The following is a 15,798-nucleotide window of genomic DNA, read 5'->3' as shown; positions in this document are numbered from 1 at the left end:
TTTTTGCAAGTATCGACGTCATGACCTCTCTCTTCGTGAACCTGCCCGTCACCGATCTCGAGCGCGCCAAGGCGTTCTACACCGCGATCGGCGGCACCGTGAATCCGCTCTTCAGCGACCACAACGCCGCCTGCGTCGTGATCGAGAAAGACCACAGCGCCTTCATGCTGCTCACCCGCGACTACTTCCAGACCTTCACCGAGCTGCCCATCGGAGACCCCTCGGTGAGCCCCTCGGTCTCGACGGCGATCTTCTTCGACACCCGCGACGAGGTGGATGCGCGGGCCGAGGCCGGTCTCGCGACGGGCGGCACCGAGGCGCAGGCCCCGTCCGACTACGGCTTCATGTACCAGCGCCAGCTCACCGACCCCGACGGCAACATCCTCGAGTTCGGCTGGATGGAGCCGGTGGCGGCCGAGAAGGGGCCCGAGGCGTTCCTCGGCCAGCAGGCCTGACGCGCTCGTGGCGGCGCGCGACTACGGGCAGTACTCCGGCATCACCCGGGCCATGGAGCTCGTCGGTGAGCGCTGGGCACTGCTGATCGTGCGCGATCTGCTCGTGGGGCCACGCCGGTACGGGGAGCTGGCGGCGGGGCTGCACCGCATTCCGAGCAACATCCTCGCCGCGCGGCTGAAGGAGCTGCAGGCGGCAGGGGTGATCCGCCGGGCGCCGCGGTCGCGGGTCATCGTGTACGAGCTGACCCCCTACGGCCGCGAGCTCGAGCCGGTGGTGCTCGCGCTCGGGGCCTGGGGGTTCAAGGCGATGGACGAGCCGCGGGAGGAGCAGCTCATCACGGCCGAGTCGATGACGATGGACCTGCGGAGCGCCTTCCGGCCACGAACGGCCCTCGAACTGCCGACGACGTCCTACGCAGGCCGGTTCGGGGCGGTCGATCTGCTCATCCGGGTCGACGGGGACGAGCTCGACGTGACGCCGGGCGGCGACGCGTCAGGGAGTGGGCTCGGTGGCGTGGGGCCGGTCGATCTCGCCTTCGCGGCGGGCCCGGGCATCCGCCGGCTGATCACGGGCGAGCTCGAGGCAGGGCAGGCCATCGAGACCGGCGTGGTCGAAGTGCTCGGCGGTCGCGGGGAGCTGCTCGACCGCTTCGCGAGCACGTTCCGCGTGGCGGCGTGACCCACGGCACCCGGGGCGACGGTCGCCCCGTGGCGTGAAGCGATGCGGGCTTCGCTCGCGCCATGAACGGGCCGCCGACCACCTGGCGTCCGGCGGCGCGGGATGAGCGGGCCGCCGGTCACCTGGCGGGCGGCGCCGGCTCAGATGCCGAAGCGGTCGATGTGGCGCCAGAGGGAGTGGAACATGGCCTCGATGGCGGTGGCATCGGCGGTGAAGAGCCGCTCTCCCGCGTCGGCGGTCTCGTGCACGAGGCCGGCGGCCACCAGCTCGTCGACGTCGCGCTGCAGGGCCGCGCCGTCACTGAGGCCCGCGGCACGGGCAGCGGCCTCGACCGTGGTCGGCCCGAGGGCGAGCAGCGTGCGCAGCAGCTCGGGGCGAGCCGGGTCGATGCCGAGCACGCTGTAGACCACTTCGACGTCGCACACCGGTAGACCGCCCATGGTCCGAGCCTTCCACCGTGCGGGTCGGCCCGGCGGACCCTGTCGCGATGCGAACGGAACCGGTCGCCCGGCGCCGGATCGGGCGGCGTTCCCGACGGAGGATGTCCGGAAACGGGCATCCGCGCCCTGCCCGGCTTGCGCCCGTGGCCGCTGGAGGCCACGATGAGCCGACGGCGCTCGATCCGTGGGTGCCCGTCGGAGTGCACCGGGCCACGGACTGCACCGGGCCACGAGGGGCGGCATGGACGACGAGACACTGCTGGCCGTGATCCTGCGGGGCCGGCCCGCCACGATCGACGACGTGGCGGCGCTCGCGCACCTGCCCGCCGACGAGGCGCGCGCCAGAGTCGACCTGTTCCGCGCTCGCGGGCTCGTCGGCGGCCGATGCACGGAGCTGGCCTACGTCAACCCGGCGTCGTGGGCCGCCGAGACCGTGGCCGACCACTCGGCCGAGCTGCGCCGGCGCGCCGAGACCGCTCTCGCCGACATGGAGGCGGTGGTCGCCGAGCTGCCCTCCCTGCTGCGGCACTGGGCCGTCGGCGAGTCGTCGGGCGACCCCGTGCCGGTGAGCATCCGGCACGGCAAGCACGCGTCGGAGGACCTCTGGTTCGACACGGCGCGGCACGACACCGGAACGCTGAACGCTCTGCTGCCCGAGGTCGACCGCTTCCTGAAGCCCGACCCCGAGCGCGCGGCGCGCTTCGGCCGGGCGATGGCGGGCAAGGACCGGGTGCGCGTGATCATGCCGACCTGGGCCGGCGATGACCCGCTCGCCCAGCAGCGCATGGTCGCCTACCGCGGCGTCGGCGTCGACTACCGCCTGCTCGACGCGCCGCCGAGCTGGTTCTGGGTCGACGGCGACCAGCTCGCGCTGCCGTTCGACTGGGGCGAGGGCCGGCCGACGAGCGTGCTCGGCGTGCGGAACGCGGCGCTCGCCGGTATGGCGGAGCAGTATTTCGAGTTGCTCTGGCAGCGCGCGACGCCGGCCGAGCCCGCCGAGAACCCGTGGGCACCGCTGCTCGTGCTGATGCGCCAGGGCGTCACCCTCGAGACGGCCTCCCGCCAGCTCGGCATCAACCCCCGTACGGGCCGCCGCCGCGTCGCCGCCGCGATGGAGCACTACGGGGTCTCGACCCTCTTCGCCCTCGGCGTCGCCTTCGGCGCCGACACCTCCCGCTGACCCGCGCCGACCTCTGCCTGACGCGGCACTCTGCTGGCGGGGCCTCGGTCTCGCTGGACGGCCCCTGATCGGGGACTTACCCAACCATGCTCGTCACCTGTAGCTTTCATGAGCCGACCGGGGGTGCGTTGTCAGCCAGGTGCGGGCCGTCACCGTTCAACCCCGCCAACGAAGAAGGTCACGATGTCGAACCCCACCGATCTGCCTCCCGGAGGCTGGTACCCCGACGCCCAGAACGCGGGCTTTGACCGCTACTGGGACGGGACGAACTGGTCGGACCAGGTGCGAGCTTCCGCGACCCCGGTCGCTCAGGCCACCGCGACGGCCACCATTCCGCCGGTCGCGCCTCAACCGGCGACCGGCGCCGCGCGCCCCATCGCGCTGGCCCTCGCCGCCCTCATCGTGGGGATCGTCGCACTGTTGTTCGGACTGGTGCCGATCTTCGGAGCCCTCGTCGGCATCGCCGCGGTGGTGCTCGCCGTCCTCGCGCTGCGCAAGCAGCAGTCAAAGGGAATGGCTGTCGCGGGCCTCGTGACGGGCGGCATCGCGGTGTTGGCGTCCATCAGTGTCACGGCAGGTCTGGGTGCCGCCGTGAACTCTTCCTCCGTCAAGGATCCGGTGTCGATCGTGGTCGAGGAACCCGCGAAATCACCGTCGCCGAGCCCATCGCCGACCGAGACCGAGGCCGCCGTCGCCACGCCTACCGCCGCGCCGGTGGAGCCCGCGCCGCCAGCACCCGCCGCGCCGGAGCCTGAAGCGGCCCCCTCGGTGCCGGTGGAGTACGGATCGGCACTCATCAAAGCGATCAGCTACTCCGAGCTGATGCACATGAGCAAGAGGGGCATCTACGACCAGCTGACGTCCGAGTACGGCGAGCAGTTCTCGGCAGAGGCGGCTCAGTACGCCGTCGACACCATGACCGCGGACTGGAACAAGAACGCCCTGCTCAAGGCTCGGGAGTACCAGGAGACGATGGCCATGTCCCCAGAGGCCATCCGCGATCAACTTGCCAGTGAGTACGGAGAGAAGTTCACGCCCGAGGAAGCTGACTACGCGGTCCAGAACCTGAACGGCTGACCCGCCGGTCCCTTGCCGCCGCCGGGATCAGCCGCCGGGATCAGCCGCTGGCGGCAGCCGGGGTCAGTGGGAGACGTCGTTCTCGATGTCGTCGGCGATGTCGTCGATGGTCTCGGGGCGCAGGTGCACGCCGACCTCCTCGAGGCGCTCCTCGAGCACGTCGGAGACGTCGTCCTCCACCTCGCCGTGGCGGATGGCGTCGCGCACCTCCTCGGCGACCTCGTCGACGCTCGCCGCCGTCTCGATCTCGTCGAGCTGCGTGTCGTCGTCGGTGCCGTGGGCGGGGTTCTGGAACGGGGTGTCGTCGGTCATGGCCCCAGCATGCGACGAGTGCGCGCGCCGGCCAACCCCTTGCCGCGCCCGCATCTCCAGGATAACGGAGGGCACGGGGCTTGCCGCAAGGCCCCTCCGACCAGGCAGAATGGCGGGCCGCCCGGGCAAGGGGCGGCAGGAGGAGGAGCGGATGCACGACGTGATCATCAGCGGAGGAGGGCCCACGGGGCTGATGCTGGCCGCGGAACTGCGGCTGCACGGGGTCGACGTGGTGGTGCTCGAGCGGGAGGCGCAGCCGAACCCGGCCGTGCGGTCGCTCGGCCTGCACGCCCGGAGCGTCGAGGTGCTCGCTCTGCGCGGGCTCCTCGACCGCTTCCTGGCGCACGGACAGCGCTACCCCGGCGCCGGCCGTGGTCTCGCGGGGCTCGAGGGCGCCACGGTGGAGCTCGACTCCGACCACGACTACGTGCTGGGCATCCCGCAGCCCACGACCGACCGCCTGCTCGCCGAACGGGCGGTCGAGCTCGGGGCCGAGCTCCGGCGCGGTGCCGTGCTCGAGGCCTTCGAGCAGGATGCGGACGGCGTCAACGTGCTGCTCACCGACGGCGGCCGGCTGCGCGGCCGCTGGCTGGTCGGCTGCGACGGCGGGCGCAGCACGGTGCGGCGCCTGGCCGGCATCGGCTTCCCGGGCGAGGCCGCCTCGACCGAGTGGCTGCTCGGCGAGGTCGAGCTCGACGGCTCGGTCGCGCCCGAGGAGGTCGCCCGCATCTCCGCCGAGGTGCGCCGCACCCACCGCGGCTTCGGCATCGGGCCCGCTGGCGACGGGCTGCACCGCGCGGTCGTGCCTGCCGCCTCGGTCGCCGAGGACCGCACCGTGCCGCCGACGCTCGAGGAGTTCCGTACGCAGCTGCACGCCTACGCCGGCACCGACTTCGGGGTGCGCGAGCCGCGCTCGCTGACCCGCTTCACGGACGCCACGCGCCTCGCGGAGCGCTACCGGGCGGGCCGGGTGCTGCTGGCGGGAGACGCGGCGCACGTGCATCCGCCGCTCGGGGGCCAGGGCCTGAACCTCGGCCTGCAGGACGCCTTCGACCTCGGCTGGAGGCTCGCCGCCGAGGTCGCCGGCTGGGCGCCGGCCGGGCTGCTCGACGGCTACGAGGCCGAACGGCGGCCGGTCGCCGAGGAGGTGCTGACGCTCACGCGCGCCCAGAGCGAGCTGCTCTCCCCCGCTCCGGGGCCGCAGGCGGTGCGGCAGCTGCTCGGCGAGCTGCTGCAGCTCGACGACGTAGCGCGGCTGGTCGCCGGGCGGGTCAGCGGCCTCGGCATCCGCTACGCCCCGCGCGAGGGCGACGACGACCCGTTCGACCTGGTGGGGCGACGGATGCGCGACCTCCCGCTCGGCGGCAACCGCCGCCTCTACGACCTCACCCGCGCCGGCCGCGGCCTGCTGCTCGACGGCACGGGCACCCTCACGCTCGAGGGCTGGACCGACCGGGCCGATCTGGTGGCGCTCCCCGGCGACGACGCAGCGGCACTGCCCGCCCCCGCCCTGCTGCTGCGCCCCGACGGCCGGGTCGCGTGGGCGGGCGACGACGAGGCGGCGCTCGGACGGGCGCTGCGACGGTGGTTCGGCGAGCCGCGGCCGGCGAGCGGGCCGGTCAGCGCCGCCGGCGGACGATGATCTGCCGCACGACCCGCAGCAGCCCCAGGAAGCCGAGGAACCCGATGAACGCCCCGAACAGGTCGAACAACCGCAGCCCCTCGGTGAGCAGCGGCCCCGAGTCGGTGACGATCAGCACAAGGGCGATGACGACCGCCGCGATGGAGATGAGCGTGCCCACGAGCTCGGAGGCGATCGACTGCACGAAGCCCTGACCGGCGTCGTCGCTGAACGCCTTGAGCTTGAGCGAGAAGGTGCCGTCCTCGACGCCGGAGAGCAGCGCGTCGAGACGCCCGGGCAGGGTGCGCAGCCGCGCGGCGCCGACGGCGGCCTGCGCCTGCACGCTGGTGACGGTGCGGCGGAGCGACTGGTCGCGGCGCAGCAGCTTCGGCACCATCGGCAGCGCCTGCTCGAACATGTCGAAGCCGGGGTCGAGCACCTTGAGACAGCCTTCGAGGGTGGCGAAGCTGCGGAAGGCCGAGGCGAGGTCGCCGGGCAGCGCGATGTGGTGCTGGCGGATGACGTCGAGCAGGCGGGTGAAGATCGACTGGCTGCCCTTCGGCCGGAACCGCTCGGTCGTGATCACGACGCCGACGTCGTGCCGCAGGGCGTCGAGGTCGGCGTCGGCCGGAACGTCGACGATGAGCAGCAGCGCTTCGGTCGCGGCGATGTCGTCCTCGCTGACGGCCGCGAGCATGAGCGCGGTGAGGTAGCTGCGCTGGCTGCGCTCGATGATGCCGACCGCCCCGAAGTCGATCAGTCCGAGCGCTCCGTCGGGGGTGAGGATGACGTTGCCCGGGTGCAGGTCGGCGTGGAAGACGCCGTGCACCAGGATCTGCTCGAGCACGGTCATCATCAGCCCGTTCGCGAGGGCCTGCCGAGCCTCCGTCGAGAGCGACGAGAGCTCGTCGGCGGCGCTGCTGAGCGGGACGCCGGCCACCAGGTCCATCGTCAGCACCCGCGTGCCCGACGCCGCCGGGTAGACGTGCGGCACCGAGATCGTCACGTCGTGCCCGTGCCCGTCGTCGGCGCCGGCGTGCTCGAGGGTGCTGCGGATCATCTCGACGTTCGTCGCCTCGATGCGGTAGTCGAGCTCGTCGAGGAGCGTGCCGGTGAAGCCGCGGGCCACCGACTCCAGCCGCAGGTCGTGCCCCGCCTGGGTGCGCTCCTCGGCGCGGTGCGCGAGGCGCACGATGATGTCGACGTCGGCCTCGACCTGCGCCCGCGCGGCGGGCCGCTGCACCTTCACCACCACCGCCGTGCCGTCGAGCAGCACGGCCCGGTGCACCTGGGCGACGGATGCCGCGGCCAGCGGCTCGGGATCGACCGACGCGAACACGGTCTCCAGCGGGGCGCCCAGGGCCTCCTCGATGACCGGCCGGATGGTCTCCCACGGCAGCGTCGTCGCCCCCGACTGGAGGGAGGCCAGCGCGCTGAGGTAGGGCTCGGGCACGAGGTCGCGGCGGGTCGAGAGCACCTGGCCGAGCTTGACGAAGGTGACGCCCGACTCGTTGATCGTGGCGACCAGCGCCTGCGCCCGCTGCTCGCTCGTGGTCAGTTCGTGCTGGATGCGCGAGTGGCCGTGGAACAGCCAGCCGGCGCCGTGGCGCGTGGCGATGCCCACGATCGCGAGGTAGCGCCGGGTGCGCTTCCGCCGGCGGACCGCGGCGCGCACGACGTCGATCGGGTTCGGCAGCGGACGCGTCGGCACGATCGCCTCGAGCGCGACCAGTACGCCGACCCCCAGGGCGAACACCCACGCGACCGCGAGCAGCACGACGGCGAGCACGGTGAGGGCGACGCGCAGCTCGCGGGTCTGGCCGTCGGGCAGCAGCCCGGTCTGGTCGACGAGCCACGAGGCGAACGGCAGCCCCGTGGCGAACACGATCAGGCCGACGACGATGCTGCGCGGCCAGCCGACCGGGGTGTCCAGGATGCGCCGGGCCACGAAGCCCACGAGCACCGCCGACACGACGGCCAGGAGAACGGTGAGTACGTCGGTGAGCATGCGTCTGGTCCCCCTGCCGGCCGGGTGGCGCCCGGTGTCTGGTGCTCAGGGTAGCGAACGGGGCGGCCGGCGGGCGGACGACGGCGCGCGGATGGGGAATGCCCGAGCATCCGCCGCCGTTCTAGGGCTCGTGAATGTGATCGAGTGGCTCTTCGACGCCCAGCTGCACATCGGCGACCAGACCGTGCTGTGGCGCGAGGTGGTGGGCAACGTGTTCGGCCTCGCCAGCGCGCTCGGCGGCATGCGTCGCAAGGTCTGGGCCTGGCCCGTCGGCATCGTCGGCAACGTGCTGCTGTTCACCGTGTTCCTCGGCGCCGTGTTCGGCACGCCGAACCCCGTGAACCTGTTCGGGCAGGCGGGGCGGCAGGTGATGTTCATCATCGTGTCGGTCTACGGCTGGTACCAGTGGCGGAAGGCGCGCGGCGAGACGGGAGCCGCGGTCGTGCCCCGCTGGGCGAGCGGGCGCACGCGCATCCTGCTGGCCGTCGGACTCGTCGGCGGCACGGCGCTGCTGACCCCGGTGTTCACCGCGCTCGGCTCCTACGAGCCGGTCTGGTCGGACGCCTGGGTGTTCGTCGGCTCGCTGCTCGCGACCTACGGCATGGCCAAGGGCTGGACGGAGTTCTGGCTGATCTGGGTCGCCGTCGACGTGGTCGGCGTGCCGCTCCTGATCGGCGCCGGCTACTACGCCTCGGCGTTCATGTACCTCTTCTACGGTGTGTTCACCCTGATCGGCTTCTTCGTCTGGGCGCGTGCCCGCACCGGCAGTAGATTCGAAGGCAAGCGCGTCCCGGTCTAGCCGGCGCGACGGACGATCCTCAGGAGAGAACATGGCCGAATCGGCGCCCCTCGACCCGACCTCAACCGACGCGTGGAGGGCCCTCCTCGGCACCGCCGACGGCTTCGAGCCCGACCTGCGGGGCTGGTTCGCCGCCGAGCCCGACCGTGCCGAGCGGTACACCTTCCAGGCCGCCGACCTGACGGTCGACCTGTCGAAGAACCTCGTCACCGACGAGATCCTGGCTCAGCTGCTGCAGCTGGCCGAGGACGCCGGGGTCGCCGAGCGCTACCGCGCCATGATCTCGGGCGAGCACATCAACGTGACCGAGAACCGGGCCGTGCTGCACACGGCCCTGCGGCGACCGGATGGCGGGACCGCGGACGGTGAGGGTCTCGAGCCGCCGGCGGGCTTCGTGGTCGACGGCGCCGACATCGACGCCGAGGTGCACGGCACGCTCGACAAGGTCTACGCCTTCGCCGACCGCGTGCGCTCGGGCGAGTGGACCGGTGTCACCGGCAAGCGGATCGCGACCGTGGTGAACATCGGGATCGGCGGTTCCGACCTCGGGCCCGTGATGGTCTACGAGGCGCTGAAGCCCTACGTGCAGGCCGGACTCGCGGTGCGCTTCGTCTCGAACATCGACCCCTCCGACATCTACGAGAAGACCGCCGACCTCGACCCCGAGACGACGCTGTTCATCGTCGCCTCGAAGACCTTCGGCACGCTGGAGACGCTGACCAACGCCCGACTGGCGCGTCAGTGGCTGTGGGAGCGGCTGACCGCATCCGGAGCCATCGACGACAGCGACGAGGCCCGGACGGGCGCCGTCGCCAAGCACTTCGTGGCCGTGTCGACCGCGCTCGACAAGGTCGCCGCCTTCGGCATCGACCCCGAGAACGCCTTCGGCTTCTGGGACTGGGTGGGCGGCCGGTACTCGGTCGACTCGGCCATCGGCACCTCGGTGGCGATCGCGATCGGGCCCGACGGGTTCCGCGACTTCCTGGCGGGCTTCCACGCCATCGACGAGCACATGCGCACCACCCCGCTCGAGCGGAACGTGCCCGTACTGATGGGCATGCTGAACGTCTGGTACTCGAACTTCCTCGGCGCGCAGAGCCACGCGGTGCTGCCGTACGCGCAGTATCTGCACCGCTTCCCGGCCTACCTGCAGCAGCTCACCATGGAGTCCAACGGCAAGAGCGTGCGCTGGGACGGCTCCCCCGTCACCACCGACACCGGCGAGATCTTCTGGGGCGAGCCCGGCACCAACGGTCAGCACGCCTTCTACCAGCTGATCCACCAGGGCACACGACTGATCCCGGCCGACTTCATCGCCGTGGCGAACCCCGCCCACGGGCTGCGTGACCAGGTCGGCGACGGCGCGGCGGTGGCGCCGGGCGCCGACGTGCACGCGCTGTTCCTCGCGAACTTCTTCGCCCAGACCAAGGCCCTCGCCTTCGGCAAGACGGCCGAGGAGGTGCGCGCCGAGGGAACCGCCGAGGCGGTCGTCCCGGCCCGCGTGTTCAGCGGCAACCGGCCGACGACGTCGATCCTCGCGCCGGCGCTCACGCCGAGCGTCGTGGGTCAGCTGATCGCCCTCTACGAGCACATCGTGTTCACCGAGGGGACCATCTGGGGCATCGACTCGTTCGACCAGTGGGGTGTCGAGCTCGGCAAGCAGCTCGCCCTGCAGATCGCCCCGGCGGTCGACGGCGACCAGGCTGCGCTCGAGGAGCAGGACTCCTCGACGAAGTCGCTCATCGCGAAGTACCTGTCGCTCCGCTCCTCCTAGCGGGCGGCGACGGCTCCCGCGCGGCCCTCGGCACGCGCGGGAGCCAGCAGCGCACGGCGCGGCGGTAGCGGTCGAACGCGGCACCGAAGCGCCGCTCGAGATCGGCCTCCTCGAAGGGGCGGATGGCGTAGTTCCAGACGAGGGAGCCGGCCAGGGCGTAGACCACCACGAGCCACGACGAGAGCAGCAGGCCGACGGCGACGCCCTGGGCGATGCCGGCGACCGCCATAGGATTGCGCACCCAGCGGTAGGGGCCGGCGATCACGAGGCGGTTCGTCGAGGCCATCGGCAGCGGCGTGCCGTCGCCGAGGGTCGACATCGTCACCGCCGACCAGACGCCGAGGGCGCTGGCGAGAACCAGCAGCACGGCGCCCGCGCCGGACACGAGCGAGGTGGCGAGCGGCGGGAGCGCCGGAGTGAGCTGCCAGCGCTCCTCGAGCGCGGCGACGACGAGCGGCAGGACGACGAGGCAGACGCCCCAGAAGACGACGATCTGGGCGAAGGTCGTGAGCACGTTGCGGGCCCGGCCGGGGCGGCTCGGGGCCGGGTGGAACGCGAACGGGCCCCGCACGAGCCACGAGGTGGGCACGCGGCCGAGCACCAGCACGCAGGCCGCCAGCACCGAGCCGGCCGCGGCGGGCGCCATGGCGACGACGCCCCAGCCCGCCTCCCCCGTCGCCGTGGCGTAGCCCGCGAGACCGACGGCGACGAGCACCGTCCACCCGGCGGCGATCGCCGCGGCGACCCGGAGCCCGATGGCGGCCACGGCCGAGGCGACGACGAACAGCGGCACGTCGAGCACCGCGACCGCCACCGGGTCGAGGCCGCCGAGCGTCGCCTCCCGCACCCACGGCAGGGTGAACACCATCAGCCACCAGACGGCACCGGCCACCGCCTGCACGGCGAAGTAGGAACGCGCCCCCGCGCGCTGTCGGCTCATCGGGTCAGAGCAGCACGAGCGAGATCAGCAGGGTCATCCCGAGCGCGATCACCGACGCGAGCGAGACGCCCACGGTGACCGTCTTGAGGGTGCCGCGCACCGACTGGTCGAGGAAGGTCTGCAGCAGCCAGAAGGTGTTGGAGGTGACGTGGATGCAGAACAGCGCGCCCGATCCCGCGGCCAGCGCGATCAGCAGCGGGTCGAGCCCCATGGTCGCCGCCACCGGAGCGATGATGCCCGCGGCGGTGATGGCCGAGAGGGTGACCGAGCCGACCGCGATGTGCAGCACGGCCGCCATCGCCCAGACCAGCAGCAGCGGCGCGAACGAGGTCGCCGAGAAGTAGCCCTGCAGCACCGCGCCGAGGTCGCCCTTCGCGATCACGGCGGCGAGCGAGCCGCCGATGCCGGTGAGCAGGAAGATCTGGCCGCCGTCCTGGAAGCCCTTGACGACCGCCTTCTCGATGCGCTTCGTGCCGACGGCGGCCCGCCCGATCACGCCGGTCGCGATGACGGCGAGCAGCAGCGCGATCACCGGGCTGCCGAGGAACTGCATCGTCGGCACCTCGATCCCGGCGACCGAGAGCACGGCCTGGGCCGCGATCAGCAGCAGGGCCACGAGCATCGGGGCGAACAGCAGCAGCAAAGGCTGCTCGCGCTCCTCGCGGTCGACCGGCCGGCTGCCCGCCGGGCCTCGGGGCACGCCGCCGACGCGGGTGCGCACCGATCCCGTCTCGGTGCTCACCAACGGGTCGTGTCCGGTCGCGACCGCCTGAGCCGCACCCCCGGTGGAGACCGAGGCGACCGCCTCGTCGTCGTCGCGCACCACGACCTGCTCGTCTCGCTCGGGGTTCCAGAACCCGAGCCGGAAGAACAGCGACATCAGCACGATGGTCAGCACCACGGTCGGCGCCACCACCGCGAAGCCGCCGAGCATCATCACGCCGAGCGGCACGCCGAGCAGGCCCGCGAGGGCGACCGCGGCGAAGCCGGGCACCATCATCACGATGCCCATCTCGAGCCCGACCGCGAAGGTCACCCCGACGATGCCGGTGCCCACGCGGCCGAGCCGCGGGGCGATCCGCCGGGCGAGCGGAGCCGCGATCACGATCAGCACGTCCACGAAGATCGTCTGCAGGTAGGTGGCCAGCGACAGCCCCAGGGCGTACGGGATGCCGCGTCGCCCGAAGACCCGCATCAGGCTCTCGACGAGCCGGGTGATGGCTCCGAGCTCGTTCAGCATGGCACCGATCAGCACGCCCCAGCCGATCAGGATGCCCGCCTCCATCATCACGTCGCCGAAGCCCTGGGTCATCGTCGAGACGGTGTCGACGGGCCCGAGGCCGGTGAGCAGACCGATCGCGGCGGCGCCGAGGGCGAGCGCGATGACCGGGTTGACGCGGAATCGCACGATCACGACGACGACCGCCACGATCACGAGGGCGACGACACCCAGGGTGTACCACTCGGGCATGACGGGCCTCTCAGGAGAAGGCGCGCCCCCTGCGCGACTCGTCACAGGATAGGGCACCTGCGCTCGAGCGTCAGTTCCCCCTTCGGGGGCCCGGGCGGGCGCGAGCGAACCTGTGCGGGTCTGCTACCGCCCGTCGACGATCGACATGAGGCCGGCGAACGCGAAGACGCCCGGCACGGGGTAGAGCAGCACGAGCAGGGCGAGCCAGCCGACGGCGCCCACGACCGCTTTCGTGGCGCTCCAGCCGTCGCGGAGGGCCAGGCGGCGGCCGTCGGGGCCGATCCGGGGCACCGGCTCGATCCAGGGCAGCTCCGGATGCTCGCGCTCGGCCTCGAGGCGGGCGAGCAGCCGTGGCGTCTCCTGCCCGGGCACCCGCTCGTCGTAGAACCGCTCGGCCTTCCGCACGATGCGCGGCACGACCTCGGCCAGCAGAGCCCCCACGGTCTGCCAGGTGGCCGGGTCGTCGAAGTCGGCGGGCCCGGGCCGGAAGATCACCAGCCGGTCGTCGAGGATCTCGACGTCGAAGTCCGAGGCGTGGTCGATCAGTGCCGCCATCACGTCGGGGGTGAGCACGTAGAGGGCGCCCGTGCGGTACTCCACCGGCGAGTACACCCGGAAGTGCTCGTCGAAGCCGCCCTCGAGCCGGATCAGCTGACTGCGGTCGACGCCGGTCGGCAGGTCGGACTCGAGCGGGTGGTCGTTCGCCGTGGCGTCCAGCACGAGGTGCGGCAGCGGAGCCGGCAGCGTGACGCTGAGGTAGTGCCAGTGGTCGCCGGATCGCCCGGGGCCGCCACGCAGGATGCCGAACTCCGCACCCGGGGCGACGTACCGGGGATACGCGGTCACCCGGCTGCCCGGCGCGCGCCCGTGACCGCCCGACGCCAGCGGTCGGCCGCCGGTGGTGATCAGCGACGCGAAGGGGGCGCCTTGGGTGGGACGGGACTCGAAGCCGTTGGCGAGGGCGGTGAGCGTGCGCCGCCAGTCCGCGAGACGGGCACGCGCCGAGGGCGGACGCGCGGCCCAGCGCCGCAGCAGCACGGTGCCGGCGAGCCAGATGGCCAGCACGATCGCCGCACCGGCGAGAGTGACGACGTCGGCGACGCGGACGGTGCCGTCCTGGGCCGTGTCGACCCGCACACCGACCGTGAGCAGGACGATCGCGAGGTACCAGATCAGCAGGCAGGTGTTGACGTGCACCAGCAGCTGCCGGCGGTTCGGCAGCCAGCGCGGCCGCTCCGAACGCCGTTCCTCGGCCATCGCCGCTTCGACGACCCCGGCGTCGGCCGACAGCCACGCCACATCCATCCCGCTCACACTCCATCGTGGCACGTCACGAGGGGCCGACGAGCGTCCGGTAGCGTGGGCGCATGGGACGGGCTCGGGCCTTCGACGAGGCGGCGCTCCTCGATGCCGCGATCGAGGTCTTCTGGGTGCACGGCTACCGGGCCGCCTCACTCGCCGAGGTCTCGGCCGCCTCCGGAGTCGCCAATGGCAGCCTCTACCAGGCCTTCGGCAGCAAGCGGGAGCTCTTCCTCGCCGCCTACCGGCGCTACTGCACCCGGCGCGCGGCCGTGGTCGAGTCGGTCTTCGTCGTCCCCCGCCCCGGCCTCGAGGAGACCGTCGCCGCCTACTTCGACGCGATCGTCGACGACTGCCTGTCCCACCCCGACCGGCGCGGCTGCCTGATGCTCAACACCGTCTCCGAGCTGGGCACCGACCCGGAGATCGCGGCCATCAGCACCCGCACCGTCGACGCCATGGAGGCGGCGGTCGCCCGCGCCCTCGGCACGGCCGCTCCACGACCGCTCGACCCAGCCGAGCTCGCGCTGTCGGCGGCGGAGATCGTCGCGCTCTCGCAGGCGCTGATCCAGCTCTCGCGGATGGGCCGCGACCCCGAGGCGCTCCGGAGTCTCGGGCACCGGGCGGCCGTCTCGGCCGAGCAGGTGCTGCGCGCCGCCTGAACGGGGAATGCACCACCCCCGTCCAGGAGTTGGATGGGGGCATGAGAGCGATCGTGTATTCCGAGACCGGCCCCTCCGACGTCCTGCGCCTCGAGGAGCGCCCGGTGCCCGAACCGGGCCCCGGTGAGGTGCGCGTGCGGGTGGTCGTGTCGGCCGTGAACCCCACCGACTGGAAGAACCGCAGCGGCGGCGGCGCGGCCGCTGCCGCGGAACAGACCCCGAACCAGGACGGGGCGGGTGTCGTCGACGCCGTCGGCTCCGGGGTCACCGCCTTCACGCCCGGGGACCGCGTGTGGTCGTTCCTCTCGGCCCACCAGCGACCGGGCGGCACGGCCCAGGAGTTCACCGTGCTGCCGGTCGAGCGGGTCGTGCCGCTGCCCGACGGCGCCTCCTTCGACGTCGGCGCCTCGATGGGCGTGCCGGCGATGACCGCCCACCGCGCGCTCACGGTGCACGAGTCCGGCCCCGCGAGGCTCGCCCCCGGCGCGCTGGACGGCCGCACCGTGCTCGTCGCCGGCGGAGCCGGGGCCGTGGGGCACGCCGCCATCCAGCTCGCCCACTGGGCCGGCGCGACGGTGATCACCACCATCTCCTCCGATGCCAAGGCCGAGCTCGCGCGAGCGGCCGGAGCCGACGTCGTGGTGAACTACCGCACCGACGACGCCGCCGACCGCATCCGCGAGGCCGCGCCCGACGGCGTCGACCTCGTCGTCGAGGTCTCCCCCGCCCGGAACGCGGGCCTGAACTCCCGGGTGCTCGCGAACCACGGCAGCATCGCCGTGTACGCGAACGACGGCGGCGACGAGGTGACCCTCGACGTGCGCGGGCACTTCGCCATCAACGCGCGCTACCAGTTCCTGCTGCTCTACACGGTGGGGCAGGATGCCCTGTCCGCCGCCGCGGAGGACATCACCGCCGCCCTGTCCGACGGTGCCCTCGGTGTCGGCGAGGAGAACGGGCTGCCGCTCACGCGCTTCCCGCTCGAGCGCACCGCGGAGGCGCACGACGCCGTCGAGCAGGGCACCGTGGGCAAGGTGCTCATCGACGTCGCGCCGGACGCGGGCTAGGCCCGGCCGGCGCG

At 72.7% G+C, this 15,798-nt stretch carries 15 protein-coding genes; 9 read left to right on the top strand and 6 right to left on the bottom strand.

Annotated features, from left to right (window positions below):
* Positions 1-20: 20 nt before the first annotated feature.
* Positions 21-455, top strand: coding sequence for a VOC family protein (locus tag BJ984_RS12300; RefSeq protein ID WP_173180848.1), 435 nt, complete (start codon positions 21-23; stop codon positions 453-455).
* A 7-nt stretch (positions 456-462) separates the two neighbouring features.
* Positions 463-1,134 (top strand): winged helix-turn-helix transcriptional regulator, encoded by a 672-nt coding sequence (locus tag BJ984_RS12295; RefSeq protein ID WP_179548272.1) that lies wholly within the window; start codon positions 463-465, stop codon positions 1,132-1,134.
* A 140-nt stretch (positions 1,135-1,274) separates the two neighbouring features.
* On the opposite strand, the gene BJ984_RS12290 is transcribed toward BJ984_RS12295, so the two are convergent.
* Positions 1,275-1,574, bottom strand: a complete 300-nt coding sequence (locus BJ984_RS12290) for an ArsR/SmtB family transcription factor (RefSeq protein ID WP_179548271.1) — start codon at positions 1,572-1,574, stop codon at positions 1,275-1,277.
* Positions 1,575-1,815: 241 nt separating this feature from the next.
* On the opposite strand from BJ984_RS12290, the gene BJ984_RS12285 reads away from it, so the two are divergent.
* Positions 1,816-2,754 carry a hypothetical protein gene (locus BJ984_RS12285; protein WP_179548270.1) on the top strand — a complete coding sequence of 313 codons (939 nt, stop codon included), beginning with the start codon at positions 1,816-1,818 and terminating at the stop codon, positions 2,752-2,754.
* Positions 2,755-2,937: 183 nt separating this feature from the next.
* On the top strand, positions 2,938-3,831 hold the full coding sequence (locus tag BJ984_RS12280; RefSeq protein WP_179548269.1) for an Ltp family lipoprotein: 894 nt from the start codon (positions 2,938-2,940) through the stop codon (positions 3,829-3,831).
* Positions 3,832-3,894: 63 nt separating this feature from the next.
* On the opposite strand, the gene BJ984_RS12275 is transcribed toward BJ984_RS12280, so the two are convergent.
* Positions 3,895-4,143, bottom strand: a complete 249-nt coding sequence (locus BJ984_RS12275) for a hypothetical protein (protein WP_218870061.1) — start codon at positions 4,141-4,143, stop codon at positions 3,895-3,897.
* Positions 4,144-4,294: 151 nt separating this feature from the next.
* Here BJ984_RS12275 and BJ984_RS12270 point away from each other — a divergent pair, with 151 nt between their 5' ends.
* Positions 4,295-5,785: an FAD-dependent monooxygenase gene (locus BJ984_RS12270; RefSeq protein ID WP_179549447.1), complete on the top strand. Its 1,491-nt coding sequence runs from the start codon at positions 4,295-4,297 to the stop codon at positions 5,783-5,785.
* Here BJ984_RS12270 and BJ984_RS12265 read toward each other — a convergent pair.
* Entirely contained in the window at positions 5,763-7,772 is a 2,010-nt protein-coding gene (locus BJ984_RS12265) for an ABC1 kinase family protein (protein WP_179548268.1), read from the bottom strand. The two genes, BJ984_RS12270 and BJ984_RS12265, sit on opposite strands and share 23 nt — an antisense overlap.
* A 130-nt stretch (positions 7,773-7,902) precedes the next feature.
* On the opposite strand from BJ984_RS12265, the gene pnuC reads away from it, so the two are divergent.
* Both pnuC and pgi read left to right on the top strand, forming a co-directional pair.
* Complete coding sequence (pnuC, locus tag BJ984_RS12260; protein WP_179548267.1) at positions 7,903-8,571, top strand: nicotinamide riboside transporter PnuC; 669 nt, start codon at positions 7,903-7,905, stop codon at positions 8,569-8,571.
* Positions 8,572-8,602: 31 nt separating this feature from the next.
* Positions 8,603-10,345: a glucose-6-phosphate isomerase gene (pgi, locus tag BJ984_RS12255; RefSeq protein WP_179548266.1), complete on the top strand. Its 1,743-nt coding sequence runs from the start codon at positions 8,603-8,605 to the stop codon at positions 10,343-10,345.
* On the opposite strand, the gene BJ984_RS12250 is transcribed toward pgi, so the two are convergent.
* From BJ984_RS12250 to BJ984_RS12240, 3 genes are all read right to left on the bottom strand, one after another.
* The gene (locus tag BJ984_RS12250) at positions 10,311-11,285 is read right to left on the bottom strand and encodes a methyltransferase family protein (protein WP_179548265.1); all 975 of its coding nucleotides are present in this window, start codon (positions 11,283-11,285) and stop codon (positions 10,311-10,313) included. The genes pgi and BJ984_RS12250 overlap by 35 nt on opposite strands.
* 4 nt (positions 11,286-11,289) lie before the next feature.
* Positions 11,290-12,756, bottom strand: coding sequence for a GntP family permease (locus BJ984_RS12245; RefSeq protein ID WP_179548264.1), 1,467 nt, complete (start codon positions 12,754-12,756; stop codon positions 11,290-11,292).
* A gap of 123 nt (positions 12,757-12,879) precedes the next feature.
* A complete protein-coding gene (locus tag BJ984_RS12240) occupies positions 12,880-14,070 on the bottom strand; it encodes a hypothetical protein (RefSeq protein WP_179548263.1) in 1,191 nt (396 codons plus the stop codon).
* A gap of 53 nt (positions 14,071-14,123) precedes the next feature.
* Between BJ984_RS12240 and BJ984_RS12235 the strand changes: the two genes are divergently transcribed.
* A complete protein-coding gene (locus BJ984_RS12235; RefSeq protein ID WP_179548262.1) occupies positions 14,124-14,717 on the top strand; it encodes a TetR/AcrR family transcriptional regulator in 594 nt (197 codons plus the stop codon).
* Positions 14,718-14,758: 41 nt separating this feature from the next.
* Positions 14,759-15,784 (top strand): NADPH:quinone reductase, encoded by a 1,026-nt coding sequence (locus BJ984_RS12230; protein ID WP_179548261.1) that lies wholly within the window; start codon positions 14,759-14,761, stop codon positions 15,782-15,784.
* The last annotated feature ends 14 nt before the right edge of the window (positions 15,785-15,798 follow it).

This window comes from Herbiconiux flava, from assembly GCF_013409865.1.
GTDB lineage: Bacteria > Actinomycetota > Actinomycetes > Actinomycetales > Microbacteriaceae > Herbiconiux > Herbiconiux flava.
Note: the sequence above shows the minus strand (reverse complement) of the source record. Positions and strands in the feature narration are given on the sequence as shown.